Here is a 25,601-nt window from a genome sequence, read left to right as displayed (position 1 = left end):
CACCGAACAGGTGAATGAAGTAGCACTGCGGGTTGTCAGCGCATCCAACTCGTCGATGGTCAACTCCGACGAACAGGCCAACCGCACCAACAGCGTGGCTGCTGCCATCAATGAACTGGGCGCCGCAGCTCAGGAAATCGCGCGTAATGCCGCGCAAGCCTCCAACCAGGCCAGCGATGCGCGGCATTTGGCCGAAGACGGTCAACAGGTGGTTGAGCGCAATATCAAGGCGATGACTGAGTTGTCCGCGATGATCAGCGCCTCCAGCAGCAATATAGAAGCGCTTAACAGCAAGACAGTGAACATCGGCCAGATTCTCGAAGTGATCACCAGCATTTCCCAGCAAACCAACCTGCTGGCGCTGAACGCTGCGATTGAAGCGGCACGTGCCGGTGAAGCAGGACGCGGGTTTGCAGTCGTCGCCGACGAAGTGCGCAACCTGGCACACCGCACCCAGGAATCGGCGCAACAAGTACAAAAGATGATTGAGGAACTTCAAGTCGGCGCCCGGGAGTCGGTCAGCACCATGAGCGAAAGCCAGCGACACAGTCATGACAGCGTGGAAATCGCTAACCTGGCCGGTGAGCGTCTTAACAGCGTCACCCTACGTATTGGGGAAATCGACGGCATGAACCAGTCGGTGGCGACTGCCACCGAGGAGCAGACCTCGGTCGTGGAGTCGATCAACATGGACATCACTGAAATCAACACCCTCAATCAGGAAGGCGTGGAAAACCTGCAATCGACCCTGCGCGCGTGCTCCGACCTGGAACAGCAGGCGGCGCGGTTGAAACAATTGGTGGGCAGCTTCCGGATCTGATTCGCTTTATTTTGCAGCGGGATCTGACTTAGCCTGCTCGCGTTCCCATAACTCGGCGGCACCGGGAAATTCCGTGCCGTCCTCACTGTCCAGATCCTCCGGGTCGTAACGGCTCAAGCACCCCTCACCTAGTGTCGACGGTGCTTTGGAGGTGGCTTTTTCCAGTGGGTCACTCATCGATCAATCCTCAACGACAGACAAAGAAAAAGGGCCTGCAACGATTTAACGCCCAGGCCCTTTTTTCTTCAATCAAAACGGCTTGATCAGAACACGACGGTCTTGTTGCCGTGCACCAGCACGCGGTCTTCCAGGTGGTAACGCAGGCCACGGGCCAGCACCATCTTCTCGACATCGCGACCGAAGCGCACCATGTCCTCGATGCTGTCGCTATGGCTGACACGCACTACGTCCTGCTCGATGATCGGGCCGGCATCCAGCTCTTCGGTGACGTAATGGCAAGTTGCACCGATCAACTTCACGCCACGCAGAGACGCCTGATGGTAAGGCTTGGCCCCCACAAACGACGGCAGGAAGCTATGGTGAATGTTGATCACCTTGCCGGCGTATTCGCGGCACAGTTCCGGCGGCAGGATCTGCATGTAGCGCGCCAGCACCACCACGTCAGCCTCATGCTGCTTCACCAGGCGAGAAACCTCGGCGAATGCAGGCTCCTTGTCCTGAGGGTTGACCGGCACATGGTAGTAAGGGATGCCATGCCACTCGACCATGCTGCGCAGGTCGTCATGGTTTGAGATTACGCAAGCGATCTCGCAGTCCAGTTCGTCACTGTGCCAGCGGTGCAGCAAGTCGGCCAGGCAGTGAGATTCGCGGCTTGCCATCAACACCACGCGCTTCTTCTGCTCGGTGTCGGTGATATGCCAAGTCATTGAGAACTCTTCAGCGATTGGCGCAAATGCCTCGCGAAAAGCCTCAAGGCCAAAGGGCAGTGTGTCGGCACGAATTTCGTGACGCATGAAGAACCAACCGCTGAGATTGTCCGAGTGATGGCTCGCCTCAGTAATCCAGCCGTTATGGGAGGCCAGAAAATTACTGACCTTGGCAACGATGCCGACCCGGTCCGGGCAAGCAATCACCAGCCGAAAAGTGCGCATTAGGGGGAAACTCCAGAACTTCGCAAAGGCCGCCATTCTAGCGATTGTGCAGAAAAACTGCAGTATTCAATGAGCCTTATTCTGATCCGCCCCCGAGGCACATCCCTTAATAGCGTATGGTTTTACCACCCCTATATGAACGAACAGCGCAGGCTGACGCAGTTATACAAAAAATTAACGGCATTATCTTCAGGTGCATCACCTACTTAATTAACTCGATTGCATAGCGCATTCACAAACATTCAAAGTAATTCACCTAAATGCAGTCTTAAATGTTTACTTGAGCAAATCGCCTGACTATTATTAGGCCACTATCCCTGTCAATCAGCGTTCTACATAAGGTAGTCCACATGTCTCTGATCAACGAATACCGCGCCACCGAAGAAGCTATCAAAGAGCTGCAAGCTCGTTTGAAGAACCTGTCCCAAGACGACAAACTGAAAACCGAGCTGGAATTCGAAGGCAAACTGCGCACCCTCATGGGTGAGTACTCCAAATCCCTGCGTGACATCATCGCGCTGCTGGACCCAGAGTCGAAAGTTAAAGCTCCACGTGGCGCTGTGAAAACTACCGGCACCAAACGTGCTCGCAAAGTCAAACAATACAAAAACCCGCACAACGGCGAAGTGATTGAAACCAAAGGTGGCAACCACAAAACTCTGAAAGAGTGGAAAGCCAAGTGGGGCGGTGACGTGGTTGAAGGTTGGGCTACCCTGCTGGGCTAAGCTTCACCAGGTCTGCGCCTGATGCGCGACCCATTAAAAACGCCAGCATGCTGGCGTTTTTTATTGATCGTATTTTTTACAAACCTCTATCACAGGTCCATACGAGCAGCTAAAGAGTCGGCATATTCTTGCCATTGCTCCAGCACCTGCTGCTGAAACGGCGTCGCACTAACCATCAACTCCAATCGCGCTTGATTAAATGCCTCAAGGGTATTCGGTGCGCCAAATTCGGAATTTGACAAACGCTGCTGACAGAAAAATTTCCAGCGTTGTAGCTCTTCGCTGTTCAACGTATCGGGGAAGTTACGCGCCCGGTAGCGAAACAATAATTCAGGCAGACGGTGATCATCAAAAGGCCACTGCTGACGAGCTAATTGCTCAGGTTCAGCCGCGCGAATTTGCTCACATAACCGTCGATCACGATCCCCGATAAAACCCTCGTAAAGCTGCTGTTCGGGATCGACACTCGGTGCAAAATCTTCCTCGCCGTAAATAACTGCCAATTTATCGAGCCAAAGTTCCTGTGCGTCAGTTAGCCGCAGAGCCCGTGACTGGAAAACATTCATGTCCAATTGCAGGCGCTCACGATCTTCGACCCGCAGTACGTTCAAGGGCGCAACCACGGGGCAGCGGTTGATATGCACCAGTTTGAGCGGTACCGGCAACTCACCTTCTGCGAGCTCATCACGGCGGGTGTACAAGCGTCGACGCAAAATGTCGGCATCCATATCCAGCAGCCCCTGAGGATCGAGCCCAAGGTCGCAGACAATCAGCGCGTTGCGGTTGCGCGGGTGCCAGGCCAGAGGCAGCACAATGCCCAGGTAATGACGTTCGGCGGAAAACCGCCCGGAGATATGCACCATCGGTTGCAGCAATCGCACTTGGTCCATTACCCGTTGTTTGCTGCGTAGTTGAAACAGCCAATCATAAAGCTTGGGCTGTTTCTCGCGCACCAATCGAGCCAGGGCGATTGTGGCGCGCACGTCGGATAACGCATCGTGGGCCTGACCATGGTCGATACCATTGGCGGCAGTCAGACGCTCAAGCTTGAGGGTCACGCGCCCGTCCTGCTGCGGCCACTCGATACCTTCCGGGCGCAGGGCATAAGCGGTGCGAACCACGTCGATCAAGTCCCAACGACTATTACCGCCCTGCCATTCGCGCGCATAAGGGTCGAAAAAATTGCGATACAGGCTGTAGCGCGTCATTTCATCGTCAAACCGCAACGTGTTATAGCCGGCACCGCACGTCCCCGGAGCCGCCAGTTCGGCATGTACGCGAGTCATGAAATCAGCCTCGGCCAAGCCCTTTTCGGCCAGAATGGCAGGGGTGATCCCGGTAATGGCACAGGCGGCGGGATGGGGCAGAATATCGTCGCTGGGCTGGCAGTAAATGTTGACCGGTGGGCCGACCTCGTTCAGTTCGAGATCCGTACGAATGCCAGCTACCTGGAGCGGTCGATCGCTACGCGGGTTGATGCCGGTGGTTTCGTAGTCGTACCAGAAAATGGAGGTCACGGGCTATTCCTGTGCTGAAGATCCACAAAGTCTAGGCGTTGAGCCCTGTTCGGGGCCAGCACCAAATAACCTGTACAAACATCCAGCAAAACCTTGAATAGTTGCTTCCATCGCCGACGCTGTTAGCATCCGTGCCACCAAGCCGCTCTGCACTGCCAAGGATCGCGATGCCATCAATCCCATTGGATACCCGCTACCAGATCGAGACCCCAGAAGGAATCGACCTGCCACTGCGCCCCGCCGGCTTGGTGCCACGGGCGCTGGCATTTGCCTTCGACCTCGTCGCCCGCGCAGTGATAATGGGCGTACTTCTGGTGCCACTGGCCCTGCTCGGCAATATTGGTATCGGCCTGGGCTCGCTGCTGCTGTTCCTGGTCAGTTGGTGGTACATGGTGCTGTTCGAGGTGCTCAATCAGGGCTGCTCACCGGGTAAACAGGTTATGGGCTTGCGGGTCGTGCAGGACGACGGCACGCCCATCAGTTGGTCAGCCTCGCTGATCCGCAACTTGCTGCGGTTTGTCGACATGCTGCCGTTCGGCTACTTTCTTGGCGCGATCAGTTGCCTGCAACACCCTCACTTCAAACGCCTTGGTGACCTGGCCGCCGGCACCCTGGTGATCTACCGAGAACAGCCCCTGAAACGCCCCCAGGTGCCTCAAGCTGTAGCACTGCGCTTACCGTTTGCCCTGGACCTGAGTGAACAGCGGGCGATCCTGGGTTTCGCGGAACGCCAAGGCGAACTCTCCGCCGAGCGGGTACACGAACTCGCTTCCATCCTCGCAACGCCGCTTCAAGTCTCCCCCGCCCGTGCCGTGGAGCAACTCAATGGCTTGGCCCGTGGCCTGTTGGGGCCAACATGAAACAGAGCCTCTTCGAAAGCCGTTACCAACCGCAATGGCAAGCCTTTGCCGAACAACTGAAACAGTTGGAACAAGGCAAGGCCAAGGCCGGTGACATGGCCGATTTCCCTCACCAATACCGGCGTCTATGCCAGCACCTGGCCCTGGCCCAGGAGCGCGGTTACAGCAGTTACCTGGTGGACCCGCTGCAACAACTGGCGTTGCGCGGACATCAACAACTCTATCGCCACCGCAGCCAATTGGCGGCGAATGTGCTGAGCTTTGTGCTGGCCGACTTTCCGCGACAGGTGCGGGAACAGTGGCGCTTCGTGTTGATTGCCAGCCTGCTGTTCTTTGGCAGCCTGCTGAGCATTGCCTTGCTGGTCTATCTGTTTCCCGACCTGATCTACAGCATTGTCAGCCCCCAGCAAGTGGCGGAGATGCAGGGCATGTATGACCCCGATGCCAGCCGCTTGGGTCGAGCCGCCGAGCGAGCATCGAGCGAAGACTGGATGATGTTTGGCTACTACGTGATGCACAACATCGGCATCGCCTTCCAGACATTCGCCGCCGGGTTGCTGTTCGGCTTGGGCAGTGTGTTTTTCCTGATATTCAACGGGCTGATCATCGGCGCGATTTCCGGGCACCTGACTGAAATCGGCTATGGGCAGACCTTCTGGTCATTTGTCATCGGCCATGGTGCCTTTGAGTTGACGGCTATCGCCCTCGCTGGCGCCGCAGGCTTGCAACTGGGCTGGGCGCTGATTGCACCTGGGCAACTGACACGAAGCGAATCCTTGCGACTTGCCGCTCGCAAGAGCGTGCAACTCCTGTGCGGCGTCATGGTGTTTCTACTGATCGCAGCCTTTATCGAAGCCTACTGGTCTTCCACCACCCAGGTAGCCCCTTGGATCAAATACCTGGTGGGCGCTGCACTGTGGCTGTTGGTGGGCGCTTACCTGACCTTTGCCGGAAGGGCTCGCCATGCGTCTGAGTGATGCCAGCGTAGTGATTCGCCCACGCACCGCCTGGGAGGCCATGGATCTTGGCGTATTAATGGCCCAGGAACATCGCTTGCTGTTGATGGGGAGCTGGGCGCTGGTGACCCTTCCGGTTTTTGCGTTGCTCACCGCACTGCTATGGAATTACCCCTCCATGGCTATGTTCCTGTTCTGGTGGTTGAAACCGGCTTTCGACCGCTTACCTTTATATATCCTCTCCACAGCCCTGTTCGGCGAAGCGCCTAGCCTCAAGCAGGCTGTGCGCCAATGGCCAAAACTGCTTAACAGCCAACTGCTGGCCAGCCTGACCTGGCGCAGACTCAGCCTCAGCCGCAGTTTTGTGATGCCGGTCAGTCAGCTTGAAGGCATGGACGGCCAGGCGCGTCAGCAACGCCTGGGTGTACTGCTGCAGCGCAACGCCGGCGCCGCTCGCTGGTTAACCACTGTCGGGGTGCACCTGGAAATCGGCCTATGGTTTGGCTGCATGGCGCTGTTCTATCTACTCATCCCGCAACAACTTGAACTGGATTGGGATTGGCAGCGGTTGGCGCTGGCGACCGGCTCCGAAGCGGTGTGGCTAGAGCATCTGGGCAACGCGTTCTACGCCTTGATTCTGGTGTTTTGGGAGCCCGTCTATGTCGCCTGTGGCTTCAGCCTTTATCTGAATCGTCGCACCGTGCTTGAAGCCTGGGACCTGGAACTGGTATTCCGCCGCCTACGCCAGCGCCTGAGCAATGTGGCGTCACTTTTATTACTGGCGTTAGGGCTGACATTACTGCCATACACCCCACCCGCCATGGCTGATGAAAGCAAACCGCTGAGCCCTGAAAGCGCAAGCCAGTCAATCCATTCGCTGCTGGAAAAGCCCCCGTTCAAAAACCCGGAAACCGTCACCCGCTATCGCTTTGGTGAGGAAAAGCCCGCCGTTAAAAACAAGGCACACGGTGACGGCAAACTTCCGGCGTGGCTGCAGACACTCTTGGATAACCTCAACAGCGATACTTTCAAGCATGTGGCCCAAGGCCTGGAAGTGCTGCTGTGGAGCGTACTTATCGGCGGCCTGGCCCTGTTGGTGTGGCGCTATCGTGACTGGCTACGCACCTTTGTCACCCGGCGCGGACCACGCGGCCCCAAAGCAGCCAGGCCAGTGCCCGCACAACTTTTCGGCCTCGAATTGGGCACCGAGACCTTGCCCACGGATATCGCCAGCACTGCAGAACAACTCTGGCCTAGCCAACCACGGGAAGCCCTGGGTCTTTTGTATCGTGGTCTTCTGAGCCGCTTGTTGCATGACTTCAACCTGCCACTTAAAAACGCCGACACTGAAGGCCAGGTGCTGCAACGCGTTTACCTGCTGCAGCAACCGCAACTGCTGGCGTTCAGTGAAGAGTTGACTCGGCACTGGCAAAACCTAGCCTACGGCCATCAACTCCCACCCGCCTCAGCCCAGCAAAAATTATGCAGCGATTGGCGTGCCCTGTTCAGCTCGGAGGGCGCCCGATGAACCGTTTTTTATTAGGGATAGGATTGCTCCTGGCATGCCTGCTTACTGCGGGCGGATTTTACGCCTGGAGCAAAGCGACCCCCTATGAAAAAGTGGTGGACCGCGGCCCCGCCCCGGAAGCCCTTGCCAACCCCTATCTGGCTGCCGAATATTTTCTGCGCCAGCAAGGCCTGGCCGTGGCACATGCCAATAGCCTCGAACGCTTGGCCACCCTGCCCGCCGCCGGCAATAGCCTGTTGTTACTGGGCGAACGTAGCAACATGTCGCCACGCCAGGTAGGGCAACTGCTGGATTGGGCCAAATCCGGCGGACATCTATTGTTAGTGGCCGAAGCGCTGTGGGATGAAGAGACCGGCAAGAGCGGCGACCTGTTGCTAGATCGCCTGCATATCCACCAGACGCTGAGTGACGACCCCGAAGAACCCGCACCGGCCCGTAAAAACAAAACGCCAGACCTGACCAAGCTCTATGTCGACAATGACACCGCTCCGGCCTACTTCAGCTTCGACACTGACTTCAACCTCATCGACCCCAAGCACATGGCACAATTTTCAGCCAATAGCGCCAGGTCTAGCCACCTGATGCAACTTAACCTCGGGCAAGGCCGCGTTACGGTAATCACCGACAGCGAACTGTGGAAAACACCCGATATCGGCAAACACGACAATGCCTGGCTGCTGTGGCACCTGAACCAGGGGACTGCCGTGACTTTGTTGTTCAACAGCGACGTGGATGATCTGTTCACCCTGCTGTTGCGATATTTCCCCCAGGCGGTGGTAGCACTCATTGCGCTGATAACCCTCGTACTCTGGCAGGCGGGTATGCGCCAGGGCCCGATCCAAGCCCCCGCCTCGAAGGCGCGCCGGCAGTTGCACGAACACCTGAAAGCCAGCGCCGACTTCCTGCTGCGCCGCAGCGGCCAAGGCACGCTACTGAAGGCTTTGCAGCACGACATCCTACGTGCGGCCCGACGCCGCCATCCAGGCTTCGAACACCTCGACAACTCAGAACAATGGCGGGTACTGGAACACCTTACGCGCCAACCCTTTCACGTCATCAGCCAGGCCCTCGGCCCACTCCCGGCAAAACGGCTTTCCAGCGCCGATTTCAGCCGGCAGGTGGCATGCCTGCAAACTCTCAGGAATGCCCTATGAGCGAAATTCCCAGCGCTAACACCCTGTCCGGTGAAGCCTTACAGCACGCCAGCCAGCAAGCCCAGGCCTTGCGCATGGAACTGCGCAAGGCGGTGATCGGGCAGGATCAGGTGATCGATGATGTGCTGACTGCACTGATCGCCGGCGGCCACGTATTGCTTGAAGGTGTACCCGGGCTGGGCAAGACCTTGCTGGTACGCGCCTTGGCCCGCTGCTTTGACGGCGACTTCGCGCGGATCCAGTTCACCCCTGACCTGATGCCCAGCGATGTCACTGGCCATGCCGTGTACGATCTGCACACCGAGCAATTCAAGCTGCGCAAGGGACCGGTATTCACCCACCTGCTGCTGGCCGACGAAATCAACCGCGCCCCGGCCAAGACCCAGGCCGCCCTGCTCGAAGCCATGCAGGAACGACAAGTAACCCTAGAAGGTGAAGCGCTGCCCATCGGGCAACCCTTCATGGTGCTGGCCACCCAGAACCCTATCGAGCAGGAAGGCACCTACCCCCTGCCAGAAGCCGAGCTGGACCGGTTCATGCTCAAGGTACGCATGGACTATCCCGACGCGCAGCAGGAACTGGATATGGTGCGCGAAGTGACACGCTCTTCACGGGCCGACATGCTGGATGTGCAACCGTTGCGCACCGTGCTACAGGCCGAAGATGTGCTGCAACTGCAACAGATCGCCAGTGAGCTAGCCCTGGATGAACACGTACTCGACTATGCCGTGCGCCTGGCACGAGCCACCCGCAGTTGGCCAGGTCTGGCCATCGGCGCAGGCCCGCGAGCTTCCATCGCACTGGTCCGCGGCGCCCGCGCTCGAGCATTGTTGCGTGGGGGCCAGTTCGTCACGCCGGATGACGTCAAGAGCTGCGCTCTTGCAGTACTCCGTCATCGCGTACGTATAGCGGCAGAACTGGACATCGACGGGCTGGAGGTCGACCAGGTACTCAAACAGTTACTCGACCAGATTGCAGCTCCCCGGCAATGAATCGCCCATGAAACCGACCCGCCTGTTATCAGTTTGGCTTGGCGTACTGCTGGGCTTGAGCATCCTGCTAGGCACTGCAACCGCCTTGCAGTTCAAGGTGCCCGCCACCTTGCACTCGGTGGCGTGGGGCTTGCTCCTGGCGCTGTTGCTGCTGACCTTGCTGGACGCCGCGCGACTGCGCCGTCGACCGTCGCCTCGTGTGCATCGGCATATGCCCGGCAGCCTGGCGCTGGGTCGCTGGGGCGAAGTACGTCTGGCCCTGGAACACGACTCCTCGCAGGCGCTGACGGTTCAGGTGTTCGATCACGTCCCCGATGGGTTGAGCATGGAGAACATGCCCCAATCCATTGAGTTGCGCCCCGGTGCACGCAGTGAACTGGGCTATCGCCTGCGGCCCCTGCGGCGAGGGCATTTTACGTTCAGCCGCTGCGAAATCCATCTGCCCAGCCCATTGGGGCTCTGGTCCGCCAGGCGCTTCATCGAAGTCGAGGATGCCACCCGCGTCTACCCAGACTTCGCTCGCCTGTACGGGGCACAACTGCTGGGGGTGGATAACTGGTTGAGTCAACTGGGAGTGCGTCAACGTCAGCGTCGCGGTTTGGGGCTGGAGTTTCATCAGCTGCGCGAGTTTCGTGAGGGCGACAGCCTGCGGCAGATCGACTGGAAAGCCACGGCGCGGCAACGTACCCCCATCGCAAGGGAGTATCAGGACGAGCGCGACCAGCAGATCGTGTTCATGCTCGATTGCGGCCGACGCATGCGCAGCCAGGATGATGAGCTGTCCCATTTCGACCACGCACTCAATGCCTGCCTGCTGCTCAGTTACGTGGCCTTGCGCCAGGGCGATGCCGTGGGGTTGTGCACCTTTGCTTCTGACCAGCCACGCTACTTGGCGCCGGTCAAAGGGAGCAGTCAGTTGAACCTGCTGCTCAATGCGGTATATGACCTGGACACCACCCGTAGAACTGCCGACTACGAGGCGGCGGCCAGTCAACTGCTCTCTAGGCAAAAGCGTCGGGCATTGGTGATTGTGGTCAGTAATCTGCGAGACGAGGACGATGAAGCGCTACTCTGCGCCGTCAAGCGCATCAGTCGCCAACATCGGGTAATGGTGGCCAGCATGCGAGAGGAAGTGCTCGATCTACTGCGCCAGTCCCCTGTGCAAACCTTGCCCGAAGCCCTGGCCTACAGCGGCACTGTCGACTACCTCAATACCCGGAATGAACTGCACGACCGCTTGAACGCCCACGGCCTGTCGGTGTTGGATACGTTGCCATCAGACATGGGAGCAGCCTTGGTGACACGCTATCTGGATTGGAAGAAAGCGGGAGTGTTCTGAAAAAAACGTACGACTACGGCTGGACAGCAACACCCCAGCCGCGTCGACCGCTCGCTGCTTCTTAGGCTGAAGCCTGCAATGAGTCAAAGCTGAAGTACCGCAACAACAACTTGATCAGTTGCCCATATTCCGCTGGAGCCTGAAGCACGCTGAACCCGGAGTCGTAACGCTGCGGGTTGATATCTTCACGGCTCCACAGGCAGGTTGCCGTTAGGTCAACGGCATGGAAGGTGTCGTCAGCCCCGGGAATTTTCAGGCGCAGCTCGAAATCAGCATCGACCATCATGGGCAACTCGCTGATCAACATCAGCCCGTCGCAAGAGACGTTGCCCAAATAGCCGATGGGCTTGTCGGTAACACGGTTAAACACCTGGAGGAAATAACGTAGTTGATGCCGCTCAATCCGTCGGTCGGTAAACATGGTGAGATCGCCATGCAGTGGCCATGGTTGTGGCCGGTCCAGTGATTCGGAACGAGCGTAATTGCTCGCTCTCCCTGGATCTCGGTATGACAAAAGACAACGCTCTGTCACTAGACAGCTGCCGAATCCGGGCCCTGCCTCCATTTGAATAGAAACCTATACAAACGGACATCCAAAGAATAGCCCAAGACTGGCAAGAGGCCAGTTATAAAGTGGCGAATCTCATCACAATGAGGCTGGACGCGGCTGTGCAACACTCACGCCGCGGTAGTGACCCAGTTGTTGCAGGGTGTCCAACCTTGCGCGTGCTCGGTAGGCGTATTCGCTCGACGGGTACTGATTAATGATGAATTGGTAGGTTTGCACCGCGTCGACAAACAGTTTCTGTCGTTCCAGACATTGCCCGCGCAACATCGAGACCTCTGGCTGTACATAACGCCGGGTGCGGCTCTCGCGGTCGACCTGGGACAATTCCAAGGTGACACGCTCGCAGTCACCGACCTTGTAAGCGCGGTAGGCGTTGTTCAAATGGTGGTCCATCGACCAGCGGGTGCAGCCGACAACACTGACGGCCAGGGCAGCAATGAGCAAAATTCGCATGAAGGTTCTCCTGTCTTGTGCAGTGTATCGACCCCTCGTCCAAAATCTTCAAAGATGTTCATCTATTCAATCGGCGCGAAAACAAGTGAATCGGCGATAAGTAGTGCAAACGAACAATGACTACAACCAAAGAGCATAGTAGCCTTCCTCAGCGCTTGAACTCAGGAGTCTGTGCATGTCCGTCCGTCGTACCAAAATCGTCGCCACCCTTGGCCCGGCCAGTAACTCGCCGGAAGTCCTCGAACAGCTGATTCTGGCTGGTTTGGACGTTGCCCGTCTGAACTTCTCCCACGGCACCCCGGACGAGCACAAGGCTCGCGCCAAGCTGGTGCGTGACCTGGCCGCCAAGCACGGCCGCTTCGTCGCACTGCTGGGTGACCTGCAAGGCCCGAAAATCCGTATTGCCAAGTTCACCAACAAGCGTATCGAGCTGAAGATCGGTGACAAATTCACCTTCTCCACCAGCCACCCGCTGACCGAAGGCAACCAGGACGTCGTGGGTATCGACTACCCGGACCTCGTCAAGGACTGCGGCGTCGGTGACGAGTTGCTGCTGGATGACGGCCGCGTGGTAATGCGTGTCGACACCGCCACCCCGACCGAACTGAACTGCACCGTGATCATCGGCGGTCCGCTGTCCGATCACAAAGGCATCAATCGTCGCGGCGGTGGCCTGACTGCCCCGGCCCTGACTGAAAAAGACAAGGCCGATATCAAGCTCGCTGCTGAAATGGAAGTGGACTACCTGGCCGTGTCCTTTCCGCGCGACGCCGCTGATATGGAATACGCCCGCAAACTGCGCGACGAAGCTGGCGGTACTGCCTGGTTGGTGGCGAAGATCGAACGCGCCGAAGCCGTGGCCGACGACGAAACTCTCGACGGTCTGATCAAAGCGTCCGACGCCGTGATGGTTGCCCGTGGTGACCTGGGTGTGGAAATCGGTGACGCCGAGCTGATCGGTATCCAGAAGAAGATCATCCTGCACGCACGCCGCCACAACAAAGCGGTGATCGTCGCGACCCAGATGATGGAGTCGATGATCCAAAACCCGATGCCGACCCGCGCCGAAGTATCCGACGTGGCCAACGCCGTGCTCGACTACACCGACGCCGTGATGCTCTCGGCTGAAAGTGCCGCCGGCCCGTACCCGCTGGAAGCTGTGCAGGCCATGGCGCGCATCTGTGTCGGCGCCGAAAAGCACCCGACCAGCAAGACCTCCAGCCATCGTATCGGCAAGGTCTTCGAAAGCTGCGACCAGAGCATCGCCCTGGCAGCCATGTACACCGCCAACCACTTCCCGGGCGTCAAAGCGATCATCGCTTTGACCGAAAGTGGCTACACGCCGTTGATCATGTCGCGCATTCGTTCCTCGGTTCCGATCTACGCGTTCTCCCCTCACCGCGAAACCCAGGCCCGCGCGGCCATGTTCCGTGGCGTGTACACCGTTCCGTTCGACCCGGCTTCGTTGCCGCCCCATGAAGTCAGCCAAGCGGCCATCGACGAACTGATCAAGCGTGGCGTCGTGGAGAAAGGCGACTGGGTCATCCTGACCAAGGGCGACAGCTACCACACCATCGGCGGCACCAACGGCATGAAGATCCTGCACGTTGGCGACCCAATGGTCTAAGTGACACGCTGAAAACAGAAGCCCTGCCATGCGAATGGCGGGGCTTTTTTGCTTTTAATGTGGGTTAGCGTTTGGCGATAAACCCCGATAACGCCGCAATCGCCTCCGGTGACTTCAAGCGCTGGACGAACAACGCGCCCTCCTCCTCGATGACCTGGCGTAACTGATCACGGTCCACACTTTTCATTAATTGCTTGGTCACCTGCACCGCCCCCGGCGCCAGGATTTCAAAACGCTCAGCCATTTCCCGCGCCTTGGCCAACGCCGCTTCACCACTGCCCAACGCCTCAGTGGCGATGCCCCAGGCGGCAGCCTGCTCCCCGGTAAACCCCTCGCCCAATAGCAAAAGTTCAGCTGCCTTCGCATGCCCAAGCAAACGCGGCAGGATCAGGCTCGAACCAAACTCCGGGCACAGCCCCAGGTTGACGAACGGCATACGCAAGCGCGCATCACGACTGATGTAAACAAGGTCACAGTGCAGCAGGAGGGTTGTGCCAATCCCCACCGCGACTCCCGCCACTGCCGCGATCACCGGCTTACGGCAGTTGAGTAGGCTTTTCATAAAATGAAACGCTGGGCTGTCGAGATCACTGGGCGGCTGTTCAAGAAAATCGCCGATGTCATTACCGGCGGTAAAACACTCGCTGCTGCCCTGGATCAGCACGGCGCTGATCGCTGAGTCGGCATCCGCCTGCTCCAGCGCCTCGGCCAGTTGCGTGTACATGGCGCGGGTCAGGGCGTTTCTCTTATCCGGGCGGTTGAGCTGCAGGGTCAGCAACCCGCGCTCGCGGTGCAGCAGGATGGCGTCGGTCATGGTGAGTCTCGCGGCTGTAGAGTTCAGCGCTCAACCACGGGGCAGGAACACATCGGCCAGCAGTTGATTACGCGGCAGTCCCGCCAGAAACAGGCGCTTGGAAAACGCCTCGACACTGGCGGGGTGTCCGCAGAGTAAGGCGAGCGTTTGCCGGGAAACAAGCCGCAGTTGCGCCAATGCCTGGGCCGACTCGGCCGCGGTCCACAGTTCCACCGTAAGGTTCGGATGACATGCACCCAGCGCCATCAGGGGTTCAGCCAGATAATGGCCGTCGGCATCATGGGCCAGGTGAATCACACGAATGGCGCCTTGGTGATCCTGGCGCAAAGCCTCGCGCAACACGCCCCACAACGGGCCGAGGCCAGTGCCGGAGGCAAGCAGCCAAAGCGGCCGGGATTGCCAGTCGGGATCGTATTGCAAAGCGCCGCCGCGTAGCTCGCCCAGGCGCAGTTGATCCCCGACCTGCAACTGCCGGGCAAGATCACTGAATTCACCGGGCTGCCGACAATCGATATGAAACTCCAGAAATGCATCTTCCTGGGGCAGGCTCGCCAGGGAGTAAGGCCGCGCGACGTGCCCTACCCACAGCACCAGGTGCTGTCCAGCCCGATAACGGAGACCGCGCTCAGGTTGCAGGCGCAGGCGCACTACATTCGAGTTCAGCCAATCAGCACCCACCACCAGGGCGGCCAAACCGTCACGCAGCGGGTCAAACGCCTCGACCTGCAGATCGCCCGTCACTTGGCACTGGCAGGCCAACCGCCAACCGTCCTGGCGTTGCGCGGGGCTCAGGGCATCGGGCTGCTTGTCCTCGACCTCGCCCCGGCAGCGCACCAAACATGCATGGCAACTGCCCGCCCGGCAACTGTAGGGCACGGCCACACCCGCCTGGTTCAAGGCATCCAGCAGATTGCTGCCGGCAGTTACCGACCAATGGCGTTCGCCGACGTACAGTTCAGGCATATAAGGACTCAATTACAGGGGACGCGCACAGGGAATCATGCCTGCGACAGTTTGACCATAGTCGGGTGTATCGGCCACCGCGTCGGGTTATACTGCCGCGCCTTTTTAGCGTCGCGCCTGCACCACTTTGGCGTGCCTTGGAAAGGTGGGCTCAGCCGACCGATGTACCCCACTGAGCCCACCTTTATTGAATGTTCCCTTATAGAGGAGCGCGACTCATGACCGTGATCAAGCAAGACGACCTGATTCAGAGCGTTGCCGACGCCCTGCAATTCATTTCCTACTACCACCCCGTTGACTTCATCCAGGCAATGCACGAGGCCTACCTGCGCGAAGAATCGCCGGCAGCCCGTGACTCCATGGCGCAGATCCTGATCAACTCGCGCATGTGCGCCACCGGCCATCGCCCGATCTGCCAGGACACCGGTATCGTCACCGTGTTCGTGCGCGTGGGCATGGACGTACGTTGGGATGGCGCCACCATGGGCCTGGACGACATGATCAACGAAGGCGTGCGTCGCGCCTACAATCTGCCGGAAAACGTCCTGCGCGCATCCATCCTGGCAGACCCGGCCGGTGCACGTAAAAACACCAAGGACAACACCCCGGCCGTGATCCACTACTCCATCGTCCCGGGTAACACCGTGGAAGTGGACGTGGCGGCCAAAGGTGGTGGTTCCGAGAACAAGTCAAAAATGGCCATGCTCAACCCGTCCGACTCGATCGTCGACTGGGTGCTCAAGACCGTTCCGACCATGGGCGCCGGCTGGTGCCCACCGGGCATGCTCGGCATCGGCATCGGCGGCACCGCCGAGAAAGCCGCAGTGATGGCCAAGGAAGTGTTGATGGAATCCATCGACATCCACGAGCTGAAAAAGCGCGGCCCGTCCAACCGTATCGAAGAGATGCGCCTGGAGCTGTTCGAGAAGGTCAACCAACTGGGCATTGGCGCTCAAGGCCTGGGTGGCCTGACCACCGTGCTCGACGTGAAAATCATGGACTACCCGACCCACGCCGCCTCCCTGCCGGTGTGCATGATCCCCAACTGCGCCGCCACCCGTCACGCACACTTTGTGCTCGACGGCTCGGGCCCGGCGTCGCTGGAAGCGCCACCGCTGGACGCCTACCCGGAAATCGTCTGGGAAGCCGGCCCGTCGGCTCGTCGCGTCAACCTCGACACCCTGACCCCGGAAGAAGTCCAGAGCTGGAAACCGGGCGAAACCGTGTTGCTCAACGGCAAGATGCTCACTGGCCGCGACGCTGCGCACAAGCGCATGGTCGAGATGCTGAACAAGGGCGAAACCCTGCCGGTAGACCTCAAGGGTCGCTTCATCTACTACGTCGGCCCGGTTGATCCGGTGCGCGAAGAAGTGGTTGGCCCGGCTGGCCCGACCACCGCGACGCGGATGGACAAGTTCACCCGTCAGATCCTTGAGCAAACCGGCCTTTTGGGCATGATCGGCAAATCCGAGCGCGGCCCGACCGCCATCGACGCGATCAAGGACCACAAGGCCGTGTACCTGATGGCCGTGGGCGGCGCCGCTTACCTGGTGGCGCAAGCTATCAAGAAGTCGCGGGTTGTCGCGTTCGCCGAACTGGGTATGGAAGCGATCTACGAGTTCGACGTCAAAGACATGCCGGTCACCGTTGCAGTCGATAGCAAAGGCGAATCCGTGCACATCACCGGTCCCGCCATCTGGCAACAAAAGATCAGTGAAAGCCTGGCGGTAGAAGTGCAGTAAGCGCTTTCCCTCAAGGATAAAGGCGACTGCGGCCCCATGGCCCAGTCGCCTTTTTTATGGCGCGTGGTATGGTGCTTGCCCCTTACCGTGCCTGCTCATCACCGTATGATCGCGATCCCTCGCCCCCTGCGCCTGACCTTCTACGCCCTGTTGATCATCGCTGGTGCGGTGCTGGCCGCTGCATTGGCCACGCGCCAGGCCGAACGCCAGGCCCTCGTGGATGAGGCCGCCCGCGCCAACCAACAGCTCGCGTTATATGCCAACTCGCTGCACACCCTGATCGAACGCTACCGCGCCCTGCCCGCCGTGCTCGCGCTGGACTCGGAAATGATCAGCGCGTTAAAAGGCCCGTTGGACACCGCTACCCAGGACGCGCTTAACCGCAAGCTCGAACGCATCAACGGCGCCGCGCAGTCGTCCACCCTGGAATTGATGGACCGCACCGGCCTGGCCGTGGCTGCCAGCAACTGGGCGCTGCCGAGCAGTTACGTCGGGCACAACTATGCATTTCGGCCGTATTTCAGCCAGACCAAAAGCCAGGGCACCGGGCGCTTTTACGCGGTGGGTGTGACCACCGGGATTCCGGGTTACTTCCTTTCCAGCGCAGTGCTCGATGAACACGAGCAGTTCCTTGGCGCCATGGTGGTGAAGCTGGAGTTCCCTGAGCTTGAGCAAGAATGGGCCCAGGGGAATGACTTGCTGCTGGTCAGCGATGCGCGCGGCATCGTGTTCATCGCCAACCAGCCTGGCTGGCGCTATCGGAACCTGCGGCCGCTATCGGCCAATGACCTCGCTGAGCTCAAGGCCACCCGCCAGTACGACAAGAAACAACTGCTGGCGCTGGAAACCGACACCCTGCAGCGCTTCGACGAAAACAGTCACCTGATGCGCGTCAACGGCCCCGACGGCAGCGCCCAATACATCTGGGAATCCCTGCCATTGAAGGCAGAAGGCTGGACCCTGCACCTGCTGCGCAAACCGCAATTTCCTTTTGAAGACCAACGCAACGCGGGACTGGCCGCCGCCGGTTCCTGGCTGGCACTGGTGTTCCTCGCGCTGTTCCTGAGCCAACGCTGGCGCCTGGCCCGCTTGCGCCAGCGCAGCCGTGAAGAGCTGGAGCAACTGGTGGAAGAACGCACCCAAGCCCTGCGCACCGCCCAGGATGGTTTGGTGCAATCAGCCAAGCTGGCAGCGCTGGGGCAGATGTCCGCCGCCCTCGCCCACGAAATCAACCAGCCACTCACGGCCCAGCGCATGCAGCTTGCTACCCTGCGCCTGTTGCTGGATCACGGCCGTGTGGACGACGCCTACAAGGCGCTCACGCCGCTGGACGACATGCTCACGCGCATGGCCGCACTCACCGGCCATCTCAAGACCTTCGCTCGCAAAAGTCCTAGTGGCCTGCGCGAACGCCTGGACCTGGCCACGGTGGTCGACCAGTCCCTGCATCTGCTCGACGCGCGCCTGCGCGATGAAGCCATTGGCGTCGTGCTGGACCTGACACGCCCGGCTTGGGTGCGCGGCGATGCCATCCGCCTGGAACAAGTACTGATCAACCTGCTGCGCAACGCCCTCGACGCCATGGCCGACAAACCGCGCAAGCGCCTTGAGATCCGCCTGCACGCCGACCAACAGCTTTGGCTTTTGACCGTCAGCGACAGCGGCGGCGGGATCCCCGAAGAACACCTGAACAACGTGTTCGATCCGTTCTTCACCACCAAGCCGGTGGGTGACGGCCTCGGTTTAGGGCTGGCGGTGTCCTTCGCTATCGTGCACGAACTGGGTGGACGCCTGATCGCCGATAACCAGGGCGACGGCGCGACTTTCACCCTGACCTTGCCCATCGCGCTGGAGACGCCGGACCTATGCTGAATGCGGTGATTGTGGTCGATGACGAAGCCAGCATTCGCACGGCCGTGGAGCAGTGGTTGAGCCTCTCAGGGTTTGAGGTGCAGTTGTTCAGCCGCGCCGAGGAATGCCTGGCGCACCTGCCCAAGGACTTTCACGGTGTGATCCTGAGCGACGTGCGCATGCCTGGTCTCAGCGGCCTGGAATTGCTCGCCGAAGTACAGCGCCGCGACGCCGACTTGCCGGTGATATTGCTCACTGGTCACGGCGACGTGCCGATGGCCGTCGAAGCCATGCGCGACGGCGCCTACGATTTTCTGGAAAAACCCTTCAGCCCCGAGGCCCTGCTCAACAGCCTGCGACGTGCATTGGACAAACGCGGGCTGATCCTGGAAAACCGTCGCCTGCATCAACAGGCCGATCACCGCTCGCAGCTTGAATCCAGCCTGCTCGGCGTGTCCCGCGGGTTGCAGAACCTGCGCCGCCAGGTGCTCGACTTGGCCAGCTTGCCGGTCAACGTGTTGATCCGTGGCGAGACCGGCAGCGGTAAAGAACTGGTCGCGCGCTGCCTGCATGATTTCGGCCCGCGGGCCAAGAAGCCGTTTGTGGCGCTCAATTGCGCGGCAATTCCCGAGCAGTTGTTTGAAGCCGAGTTGTTTGGCCACGAAAGCGGCGCGTTCACCGGCGCCCAGGGCAAGCGCATCGGCAAGCTGGAGTACGCTCACGGCGGCACGCTGTTCCTGGATGAAATCGAAAGCATGCCCTTGGCCCAACAAGTGAAACTGTTGCGGGTATTGCAAGAGCAGAAACTGGAACGACTGGGCTCTAACCAGAGCATCCATGTGGACTTGCGCATCATTGCCGCGACCAAGCCTGACCTGCTCGAAGAGGCCCGCGCCGGACGCTTTCGCGAAGACTTGGCCTATCGCCTCACCGTTGCACAATTGCGCCTGCCGCCCTTGCGCGAGCGTCGTGAAGATATTCCGCTGCTGTACGAGCACTTTGCCCACAGCGCTGCCGAACGTTTAGGCCGCACGCCCGAGCCGTTGAGCGGCCCAGCCTTGGGGCGCCTGCTCAGCCATGACTGGCCCGGCAATGTGCGTGAACTGGCCAACGTCGCCGAGCGTCAGGTATTAGGCCTTGGCGAGCCGGAGCCGGAGGGCATCGAGGCCGGGCAATCACTGGCTGCGCAGCAGGAAGCCTTCGAAGCCCATTGCCTGAAGGCCGCCTTGACCCGGCACAAGGGCGATATCAAGGCGGTATTGACGGAGCTGCAACTGCCCCGCCGGACGTTCAATGAAAAGATGCAGCGCCATGGCCTTGCACGAGACATGTTCCTCAAGGACGAATGAGCGGATTTCCGCTCATTGGCCCCGAATCTTCAGCAAGTTTCCGCTCAAAAAAATCTGCAAACCCTTCTAGATCGGGCCTTCATCTACCTGGCACAGCTCCTGCTATAGCCCAGCCAGGCAGCGCTCGCGCCGCTCCATAAAAACAACTAGATGAAGGATCCTTCAATGGATAACTCCAACTCCCTGCCTCTGGGGTCGGCGGCAGCGCCGGCAAAAGAACGCACCACCTCCAGCCGCATCAAATCGATCTTCAGCGGATCGGTCGGCAACATGGTCGAGTGGTACGACTGGTACGTCTACGCCGCTTTCTCGCTGTACTTCGCCAAAGCCTTCTTCCCGAAAGGCGACACCACCGCCCAACTGCTCAACACCGCCGCGATCTTCGCCGTGGGCTTCCTGATGCGCCCGATCGGTGGCTGGCTGATGGGCCTGTACGCCGACAAGGTCGGGCGTAAAAAAGCCCTGATGGCCTCGGTCTACCTGATGTGCTTTGGCTCGCTGCTGATTGCCCTGAGCCCGGGCTATGAATCCATTGGTATCGGTGCGCCCATCCTGCTGGTGTTTGCCCGTTTGCTGCAGGGGCTATCAGTCGGCGGCGAATACGGCACCTCCGCCACCTACCTCAGCGAGATGGCGACCAAGGAACGTCGCGGCTTCTACTCCAGTTTCCAGTACGTAACCCTGATCTCCGGCCAGCTCATCGCCCTGGCGGTGCTGATCGTGCTGCAACAGGTACTCACCACCGAGCAACTGTACGCGTGGGGCTGGCGTATCCCGTTCGCCATCGGCGCCCTGTGCGCAGTCGTCGCGCTGTACCTGCGTCGTGGCATGGAAGAAACCGAGTCCTTCACCAAGAAAGAAAAAGCCAAGGAAAGCGCAATGCGCACCTTGATGCGTCACCCCAAGGAACTGATGACCGTGGTCGGCCTGACCATGGGCGGCACCCTGGCGTTCTACACCTACACCACCTACATGCAGAAATACCTGGTGAACACCGTCGGGATGAGCATCTCCGACTCCACCACCATCTCGGCGGCAACGCTGTTTCTGTTCATGTGCCTGCAGCCCATCATCGGCGGGCTGTCCGACAAAGTCGGCCGTCGTCCGATCCTGATCGCCTTCGGCATCCTCGGCACCCTGTTCACCGTGCCTATCCTCACCACCCTGCACACCATCCAGTCCTGGTGGGGCGCGTTCTTCCTGATCATGGCCGCGCTGATCATCGTCAGTGGCTACACCTCGATCAACGCGGTGGTGAAGGCCGAACTGTTCCCGACCGAAATCCGTGCCCTGGGCGTGGGCCTGCCGTATGCACTGACCGTGTCGATCTTCGGCGGTACAGCTGAATACATCGCGCTGTGGTTCAAGAGCATCGGGATGGAAACCGGCTACTACTGGTACGTGACTGCGTGTATCGCGGTGTCGCTGATGGTCTACGTGACCATGAAAGACACCCGCAAACATTCGCGGATTACCACTGACTAAACATGTGGGAGGGGGCAAGCCCCCTCCCACATTGGTTTTACATCGCTGGGTTAATCAGGACAGTTCCGCCACCTCGTTGCGCCCATACCGCCGCTGCGCATACGACGCCCCGGCAATCATCACCACCAGCACCGCCGCCAATACCGCCGATGATCCAATGGTGCCGAAATCCAATCCGCCCTTTTCATGGGGCTTGGTCAGGAAGTCGCCCAGGGTTGCACCAAACGGCCGGGTCAATACAAAAGCCACCCAGAACAACAACACCGACGAGATTTGGGTGAAGTACTTGAGCGCCACCACCGCAGCGATGGTCGAGCCAATCAACAAGGCACCACCGGCGAAGCCGAGACCCGAATCATCCGCCAGGAAGTCGCCCAATGCGGTGCCCAGTGTGTTGGAGAACAGGATCGCCATCCAATAGAACAACTCACCCCGGAAGGTCTGCACCTTGTTCACGTTCAGCGAGTCACCGCTGAGGTGCCACAGCGCAAAAATGATCATCAGGATCACAATCAGGATCATCGACCCCGTGGCGTAACCCAGCCCCAGGGTACGGTCCATGAAGTCGGACATCGTGGTACCCGCAGTGCTGGTGGACAAAATCACGATCCAGTACAGCACCGGGTTGTAGGTTTTGGACCAGAGTTGCGTCACCAGGGTGACCAGGAACACGCTGATCAAAATCATCGAACTGATCGCATAACCGACATTCAGGGTCATCGACAGCAAGTCCCCGGCGGTTTCGCCCAAGGTGGTTGCGCAGATTTTCATGACCCAGAACGCCAGGGTGATCTGAGGAAGTTTATTCATAAGGTAGAAGGCTCCGAAGCTCAGTCTTTCGATGGCCGACTTATAGGGGTGTCGACCTTGTGCGCAGACTGAACGGGCCGCTGTGAAAAATAGGTGGGCGATGAATGAAAATTCCATGGCTTGATGGAAATTCGCTGCCACGGGTTGCACTATGACCGCCTCCCAGAATTGCGTAGCAGGAACCCCGGCTCATGTCTGACGATATCCATTTCTACGAACCCGCCAACGGCCACGGCCTGCCACATGACCCGTTCAACGCCATCGTTGGTCCACGGCCAATCGGCTGGATCTCGTCGAACGACAGCGAAGGCCGCCTGAACCTGGCGCCCTACAGCTTCTTCAATGCGTTCAACTACATTCCGCCGATCATTGGGTTTTCCAGTGTCGGGCGCAAAGACAGCCTGAACAATATCGAACAGACCGGCGAGTTCGTGTGGAACCTGGCTACCCGCCCGCTGGCCGAGCAGATGAACCAGAGTTGCGCGGCGGTCTCGCCGGAGGTGAATGAGTTCGAGTTGTCCGGCCTGACGCCGGTGGCCTCGAAAATCGTCGCCGTGCCACGGGTGGGCGAAAGCCCGGTGTCATTCGAATGCAAGGTGACGCAGATCATCCAGCTGCAACGCGCCGACAAAGGGTTGGTGCCGAGCTGGCTGGTGCTGGGCGAGGTGGTCGCGGTGCACATTGCCAAGTGGTTGCTCAAGGATGGCATCTACGACACCGCCGCCGCCGAGCCGATCCTGCGTGGTGGCGGCCCGGCGGACTACTTCCAGTTGGGGCCGGAGGCGCTGTTCAAGATGTATCGCCCAGGCGCCAGCAAACCCTGACTGAAATACAACAAAAATGTGGGAGGGGGCGTGCCCCCGATGGCAATGGCACATTCAACATCTTTGTTGACTGACACACTGCTATCGGGGGCAAGCCCCTCCCACATTAGATTGTCGGCGTTGTTCAGATGGCGGCGCTCGCCCAGGTCAGCTGCCCCTCTTCATCCACACCGATCAACCGCTCAAGCTGCACAGTGGCTGCATCATCGGCGTCGGAGGCGGTCTTGAAAGTCTGTCCATCCAGGATCTTGTGAAACTTCGGTGCCCCCATACCATCCAGTGCCTTGACGGCGACGGCGGCGCTGTAGCCCCCTTCACCCGGTACTACGGCGGATACGGCTTCGTGGTGGGCAAATTGTTTACGTGCCATGTTGCAGGTCCTGGCCAATGGAAAGGCGGCCATTCTAAACCTGTTCACCCAGCGAGTTGCAGGTACTCGCCATAGGCGTTGGTGGCGGATGCATCAGTGAAGGTTTGGAAGTCCATGCTGCGCACCACCATGTCGTTCAACAGCTCGGTAAAGATCATCAGGGCCGGCGAGCTGAAGTAGGCACTCATCGCCTGCTCGCTGCTCCAGAAACCCGAGACCAACCACACATCGGGATCGACCTGGGAATGCTGCAACGAGAATTGCAGACAACCCTGAGCCTGGCGACCCGGTTCGATCAAACTGCTCAAGCGTGCACCGAGTTCGGTGCTGCACCCGGTGCGGGCGCGGATAAAGGCCATATGGCTCGCGGGAATGGGGGTGGACATGTTCGACTCTCCCGTTGAGAAGTGATGCTCGGCAAACACGGTGAGGGTGTGCTGCCACAGGATCAAAGATAACGGCGCGCAGGTAGGCGCGGTTAGTCGATTCCTGCCGGCTTATTGCACAATCCTGCGAGAAGCGTAAACCGGGTACTCGGCTCACTGGTTTTGCGCCATGCACAAACGCAGTATTTCAGGGAGATGACAGGCCTCACGCTTGCCTGATTGGCGATACGCCGCAGGATCAGGCAAGGATTGTGCAGAATCGACCTAACACTATTTGAAAAGCCGCCGCTAAGCTGACCCCATCAAAGCCGCCTGCAGAGGACGCTTCATGTCGTCGCCCGAATATCAGTCCATTCCTCTCGATGCCGAGATGGAAAAGCAGCGTGCCGAACTGGCCAGTATCGTGCACAGGCATACTTGGGAAGATGGCTCCTACGGTACCGCGATCACGTCGCTCTACCTGAACCGCCACAACACGCCACGCGACTTTATGCCGGTGCTGGTGGAACCCGCGCTGTGCATCCTTGCCAACGGCAGCAAGGAAGTGCGCCTGGCGGATGAAATCTTTGCCTACGACCCGCTCAATTACCTGGTGTTCTCGGTGGCGATGCCGGTGGCCGGGCGGATCATCGACGCCACGCCCGACGATCCAAACCTGTCGGTGCGGATCAATATCGACCCGGCGCAGCTGACCGCCCTGATCGCTGAAGCCGGCCCCATGGGCGTACCCACACGCCCGACATCACGCGGCATGTACGTGGACCGGATTGACAACCAATTGCTCGACGCGGTGCTGCGCCTGGCGCGCTTGCTGGATACGCCCAAAGACATCGCCATGCTGGCCCCACTGATCAACCGGGAAATTCTTTACCGCTTGCTACGTGGGCCGCAGGGTTATCGCCTGTATGAAATTGCCGTGGCCAACAGCCAGAGCCATCGGGTGAGCCAAGCGATCAAGTGGCTCAATGGCAACTACGAACAACCGCTTCGCATTGATGATCTGGCCAAGGAAGTGAACCTGAGCGTTTCGACATTGCACCACCGCTTCAAGGCAATCACCGCCATGAGCCCCTTGCAGTACCAGAAGCAGTTGCGCTTGCAGGAAGCACGCAGATTGATGATTGCCGAAGGGCTGGAAGCATCAGCGGCGGGGTATCGGGTGGGGTATGAAAGCCCGTCGCAGTTCAGTCGGGAATACAGCCGATTGTTTGGGGCGCCGCCGCTGCGGGATCTGGCCCGCCTGCGCCAAAGCATCTGACCGAATGAAGATCAAAGTGTGGGAGGGGGCTTGCTCCCGATAGCGGTGGATCTGCTTTAGATACCTGACTGAGACACTGCCATCGGGGGCAACCCCCT

25 protein-coding genes are annotated in these 25,601 nt (G+C 59.4%); 15 read left to right on the top strand and 10 right to left on the bottom strand.

Features of this window, described 5'->3' with window-relative positions; genetic code table 11:
• Nucleotides 1–55 precede the first annotated feature (55 nt).
• Nucleotides 56–820, top strand: coding sequence for a methyl-accepting chemotaxis protein (locus AB4N82_RS15790; RefSeq protein WP_460105139.1), 765 nt, complete (start codon nt 56–58; stop codon nt 818–820).
• 6 nt (nt 821–826) lie between these two features.
• On the opposite strand, the gene AB4N82_RS15785 is transcribed toward AB4N82_RS15790, so the two are convergent.
• Both AB4N82_RS15785 and purU read right to left on the bottom strand, forming a co-directional pair.
• Entirely contained in the window at nt 827–997 is a 171-nt protein-coding gene (locus tag AB4N82_RS15785) for a hypothetical protein (RefSeq protein ID WP_163033193.1), read from the bottom strand.
• Nucleotides 998–1,083: 86 nt separating this feature from the next.
• Nucleotides 1,084–1,932 carry a formyltetrahydrofolate deformylase gene (gene purU, locus AB4N82_RS15780; protein ID WP_015885632.1) on the bottom strand — a complete coding sequence of 283 codons (849 nt, stop codon included), beginning with the start codon at nt 1,930–1,932 and terminating at the stop codon, nt 1,084–1,086.
• A gap of 350 nt (nt 1,933–2,282) precedes the next feature.
• Between purU and mvaT the strand changes: the two genes are divergently transcribed.
• Entirely contained in the window at nt 2,283–2,657 is a 375-nt protein-coding gene (gene mvaT / locus AB4N82_RS15775) for a histone-like nucleoid-structuring protein MvaT (protein WP_003175830.1), read from the top strand.
• Between the two features lie 89 nt (nt 2,658–2,746).
• Here the strand turns inward: mvaT and sbcB are convergent, their stop codons facing one another.
• Nucleotides 2,747–4,174: an exodeoxyribonuclease I gene (gene sbcB / locus AB4N82_RS15770; RefSeq protein WP_122763800.1), complete on the bottom strand. Its 1,428-nt coding sequence runs from the start codon at nt 4,172–4,174 to the stop codon at nt 2,747–2,749.
• A 167-nt stretch (nt 4,175–4,341) separates the two neighbouring features.
• Between sbcB and AB4N82_RS15765 the strand changes: the two genes are divergently transcribed.
• From AB4N82_RS15765 to AB4N82_RS15740, 6 genes are read left to right on the top strand one after another with little or no spacing between them, the layout of a single operon-like run.
• Entirely contained in the window at nt 4,342–5,034 is a 693-nt protein-coding gene (locus AB4N82_RS15765) for an RDD family protein (RefSeq protein ID WP_099602761.1), read from the top strand.
• Entirely contained in the window at nt 5,031–6,011 is a 981-nt protein-coding gene (locus AB4N82_RS15760; protein WP_122753177.1) for a stage II sporulation protein M, read from the top strand. The genes AB4N82_RS15765 and AB4N82_RS15760 overlap by 4 nt, the downstream gene beginning before the upstream one ends.
• Complete coding sequence (locus AB4N82_RS15755; protein ID WP_095185770.1) at nt 5,998–7,518, top strand: DUF4129 domain-containing protein; 1,521 nt, start codon at nt 5,998–6,000, stop codon at nt 7,516–7,518. The genes AB4N82_RS15760 and AB4N82_RS15755 overlap by 14 nt, the downstream gene beginning before the upstream one ends.
• On the top strand, nt 7,515–8,672 hold the full coding sequence (locus AB4N82_RS15750; RefSeq protein WP_122763801.1) for a DUF4350 domain-containing protein: 1,158 nt from the start codon (nt 7,515–7,517) through the stop codon (nt 8,670–8,672). Before AB4N82_RS15755 ends, AB4N82_RS15750 begins: the two co-directional genes overlap by 4 nt.
• Nucleotides 8,669–9,664 carry an AAA family ATPase gene (locus tag AB4N82_RS15745; RefSeq protein ID WP_095185772.1) on the top strand — a complete coding sequence of 332 codons (996 nt, stop codon included), beginning with the start codon at nt 8,669–8,671 and terminating at the stop codon, nt 9,662–9,664. The genes AB4N82_RS15750 and AB4N82_RS15745 overlap by 4 nt, the downstream gene beginning before the upstream one ends.
• A 7-nt stretch (nt 9,665–9,671) precedes the next feature.
• Nucleotides 9,672–11,003 (top strand): DUF58 domain-containing protein, encoded by a 1,332-nt coding sequence (locus AB4N82_RS15740; RefSeq protein ID WP_460102150.1) that lies wholly within the window; start codon nt 9,672–9,674, stop codon nt 11,001–11,003.
• 61 nt (nt 11,004–11,064) lie between these two features.
• Here AB4N82_RS15740 and AB4N82_RS15735 read toward each other — a convergent pair whose 3' ends face one another.
• Together AB4N82_RS15735 and AB4N82_RS15730 are read right to left on the bottom strand one after the other, a co-directional pair.
• On the bottom strand, nt 11,065–11,424 hold the full coding sequence (locus AB4N82_RS15735) for a PilZ domain-containing protein (RefSeq protein WP_095185774.1): 360 nt from the start codon (nt 11,422–11,424) through the stop codon (nt 11,065–11,067).
• A gap of 225 nt (nt 11,425–11,649) precedes the next feature.
• Complete coding sequence (locus AB4N82_RS15730) at nt 11,650–12,024, bottom strand: tol-pal system YbgF family protein (protein ID WP_032890874.1); 375 nt, start codon at nt 12,022–12,024, stop codon at nt 11,650–11,652.
• 175 nt (nt 12,025–12,199) lie between these two features.
• On the opposite strand from AB4N82_RS15730, the gene pyk reads away from it, so the two are divergent.
• Entirely contained in the window at nt 12,200–13,651 is a 1,452-nt protein-coding gene (gene pyk, locus AB4N82_RS15725; RefSeq protein ID WP_032890873.1) for a pyruvate kinase, read from the top strand.
• Nucleotides 13,652–13,715: 64 nt separating this feature from the next.
• Here pyk and AB4N82_RS15720 read toward each other — a convergent pair whose 3' ends face one another.
• Together AB4N82_RS15720 and AB4N82_RS15715 are read right to left on the bottom strand one after the other, a co-directional pair.
• Complete coding sequence (locus AB4N82_RS15720) at nt 13,716–14,465, bottom strand: enoyl-CoA hydratase-related protein (protein WP_099602755.1); 750 nt, start codon at nt 14,463–14,465, stop codon at nt 13,716–13,718.
• A 30-nt stretch (nt 14,466–14,495) separates the two neighbouring features.
• Nucleotides 14,496–15,428, bottom strand: coding sequence for an iron-sulfur-binding ferredoxin reductase (locus tag AB4N82_RS15715; RefSeq protein ID WP_122763803.1), 933 nt, complete (start codon nt 15,426–15,428; stop codon nt 14,496–14,498).
• Nucleotides 15,429–15,646: 218 nt separating this feature from the next.
• Here AB4N82_RS15715 and AB4N82_RS15710 point away from each other — a divergent pair, with 218 nt between their 5' ends.
• From AB4N82_RS15710 to AB4N82_RS15695, 4 genes are all read left to right on the top strand, one after another.
• Nucleotides 15,647–17,170 carry a fumarate hydratase gene (locus AB4N82_RS15710; RefSeq protein WP_032890870.1) on the top strand — a complete coding sequence of 508 codons (1,524 nt, stop codon included), beginning with the start codon at nt 15,647–15,649 and terminating at the stop codon, nt 17,168–17,170.
• Nucleotides 17,171–17,275: 105 nt separating this feature from the next.
• The gene (locus tag AB4N82_RS15705) at nt 17,276–19,042 is read left to right on the top strand and encodes a sensor histidine kinase (RefSeq protein WP_032890869.1); all 1,767 of its coding nucleotides are present in this window, start codon (nt 17,276–17,278) and stop codon (nt 19,040–19,042) included.
• Nucleotides 19,036–20,370: a sigma-54-dependent transcriptional regulator gene (locus AB4N82_RS15700; protein WP_122763805.1), complete on the top strand. Its 1,335-nt coding sequence runs from the start codon at nt 19,036–19,038 to the stop codon at nt 20,368–20,370. The genes AB4N82_RS15705 and AB4N82_RS15700 overlap by 7 nt, the downstream gene beginning before the upstream one ends.
• A gap of 165 nt (nt 20,371–20,535) precedes the next feature.
• Nucleotides 20,536–21,855 carry an MFS transporter gene (locus tag AB4N82_RS15695; protein WP_032890867.1) on the top strand — a complete coding sequence of 440 codons (1,320 nt, stop codon included), beginning with the start codon at nt 20,536–20,538 and terminating at the stop codon, nt 21,853–21,855.
• A 54-nt stretch (nt 21,856–21,909) separates the two neighbouring features.
• On the opposite strand, the gene AB4N82_RS15690 is transcribed toward AB4N82_RS15695, so the two are convergent.
• Nucleotides 21,910–22,665, bottom strand: a complete 756-nt coding sequence (locus AB4N82_RS15690) for a COG4705 family protein (protein WP_032890866.1) — start codon at nt 22,663–22,665, stop codon at nt 21,910–21,912.
• Nucleotides 22,666–22,856: 191 nt separating this feature from the next.
• Here AB4N82_RS15690 and AB4N82_RS15685 point away from each other — a divergent pair, with 191 nt between their 5' ends.
• The gene (locus tag AB4N82_RS15685; RefSeq protein ID WP_122763806.1) at nt 22,857–23,489 is read left to right on the top strand and encodes a flavin reductase family protein; all 633 of its coding nucleotides are present in this window, start codon (nt 22,857–22,859) and stop codon (nt 23,487–23,489) included.
• Nucleotides 23,490–23,613: 124 nt separating this feature from the next.
• On the opposite strand, the gene AB4N82_RS15680 is transcribed toward AB4N82_RS15685, so the two are convergent.
• The gene (locus tag AB4N82_RS15680) at nt 23,614–23,859 is read right to left on the bottom strand and encodes a hypothetical protein (RefSeq protein ID WP_032890864.1); all 246 of its coding nucleotides are present in this window, start codon (nt 23,857–23,859) and stop codon (nt 23,614–23,616) included.
• 44 nt (nt 23,860–23,903) lie between these two features.
• Complete coding sequence (locus tag AB4N82_RS15675; RefSeq protein WP_032890863.1) at nt 23,904–24,245, bottom strand: antibiotic biosynthesis monooxygenase family protein; 342 nt, start codon at nt 24,243–24,245, stop codon at nt 23,904–23,906.
• Nucleotides 24,246–24,573: 328 nt separating this feature from the next.
• Between AB4N82_RS15675 and AB4N82_RS15670 the strand changes: the two genes are divergently transcribed.
• Entirely contained in the window at nt 24,574–25,503 is a 930-nt protein-coding gene (locus AB4N82_RS15670; RefSeq protein ID WP_032890862.1) for an AraC family transcriptional regulator, read from the top strand.
• The last annotated feature ends 98 nt before the right edge of the window (nt 25,504–25,601 follow it).

The organism is Pseudomonas sp. H1_D04, assembly GCF_054683855.1.
Note: the sequence above shows the minus strand (reverse complement) of the source record. Positions and strands in the feature narration are given on the sequence as shown.

Coding starts and splice junctions, on each gene's coding strand:
- AB4N82_RS15790 (WP_460105139.1), top strand. CDS start 56: ATGGTCAACTCCGACGAACAGGCCAACCGCACCAACAGCGTGGCTGCT.
- AB4N82_RS15785 (WP_163033193.1), bottom strand. CDS start 997: ATGAGTGACCCACTGGAAAAAGCCACCTCCAAAGCACCGTCGACACTA.
- purU (WP_015885632.1), bottom strand. CDS start 1,932: ATGCGCACTTTTCGGCTGGTGATTGCTTGCCCGGACCGGGTCGGCATC.
- mvaT (WP_003175830.1), top strand. CDS start 2,283: ATGTCTCTGATCAACGAATACCGCGCCACCGAAGAAGCTATCAAAGAG.
- AB4N82_RS15765 (WP_099602761.1), top strand. CDS start 4,342: ATGCCATCAATCCCATTGGATACCCGCTACCAGATCGAGACCCCAGAA.
- AB4N82_RS15760 (WP_122753177.1), top strand. CDS start 5,031: ATGAAACAGAGCCTCTTCGAAAGCCGTTACCAACCGCAATGGCAAGCC.
- AB4N82_RS15755 (WP_095185770.1), top strand. CDS start 5,998: ATGCGTCTGAGTGATGCCAGCGTAGTGATTCGCCCACGCACCGCCTGG.
- AB4N82_RS15750 (WP_122763801.1), top strand. CDS start 7,515: ATGAACCGTTTTTTATTAGGGATAGGATTGCTCCTGGCATGCCTGCTT.
- AB4N82_RS15745 (WP_095185772.1), top strand. CDS start 8,669: ATGAGCGAAATTCCCAGCGCTAACACCCTGTCCGGTGAAGCCTTACAG.
- AB4N82_RS15740 (WP_460102150.1), top strand. CDS start 9,672: ATGAAACCGACCCGCCTGTTATCAGTTTGGCTTGGCGTACTGCTGGGC.
- AB4N82_RS15735 (WP_095185774.1), bottom strand. CDS start 11,424: ATGTTTACCGACCGACGGATTGAGCGGCATCAACTACGTTATTTCCTC.
- AB4N82_RS15730 (WP_032890874.1), bottom strand. CDS start 12,024: ATGCGAATTTTGCTCATTGCTGCCCTGGCCGTCAGTGTTGTCGGCTGC.
- pyk (WP_032890873.1), top strand. CDS start 12,200: ATGTCCGTCCGTCGTACCAAAATCGTCGCCACCCTTGGCCCGGCCAGT.
- AB4N82_RS15720 (WP_099602755.1), bottom strand. CDS start 14,465: ATGACCGACGCCATCCTGCTGCACCGCGAGCGCGGGTTGCTGACCCTG.
- AB4N82_RS15715 (WP_122763803.1), bottom strand. CDS start 15,428: ATGCCTGAACTGTACGTCGGCGAACGCCATTGGTCGGTAACTGCCGGC.
- AB4N82_RS15710 (WP_032890870.1), top strand. CDS start 15,647: ATGACCGTGATCAAGCAAGACGACCTGATTCAGAGCGTTGCCGACGCC.
- AB4N82_RS15705 (WP_032890869.1), top strand. CDS start 17,276: ATGATCGCGATCCCTCGCCCCCTGCGCCTGACCTTCTACGCCCTGTTG.
- AB4N82_RS15700 (WP_122763805.1), top strand. CDS start 19,036: ATGCTGAATGCGGTGATTGTGGTCGATGACGAAGCCAGCATTCGCACG.
- AB4N82_RS15695 (WP_032890867.1), top strand. CDS start 20,536: ATGGATAACTCCAACTCCCTGCCTCTGGGGTCGGCGGCAGCGCCGGCA.
- AB4N82_RS15690 (WP_032890866.1), bottom strand. CDS start 22,665: ATGAATAAACTTCCTCAGATCACCCTGGCGTTCTGGGTCATGAAAATC.
- AB4N82_RS15685 (WP_122763806.1), top strand. CDS start 22,857: ATGTCTGACGATATCCATTTCTACGAACCCGCCAACGGCCACGGCCTG.
- AB4N82_RS15680 (WP_032890864.1), bottom strand. CDS start 23,859: ATGGCACGTAAACAATTTGCCCACCACGAAGCCGTATCCGCCGTAGTA.
- AB4N82_RS15675 (WP_032890863.1), bottom strand. CDS start 24,245: ATGTCCACCCCCATTCCCGCGAGCCATATGGCCTTTATCCGCGCCCGC.
- AB4N82_RS15670 (WP_032890862.1), top strand. CDS start 24,574: ATGTCGTCGCCCGAATATCAGTCCATTCCTCTCGATGCCGAGATGGAA.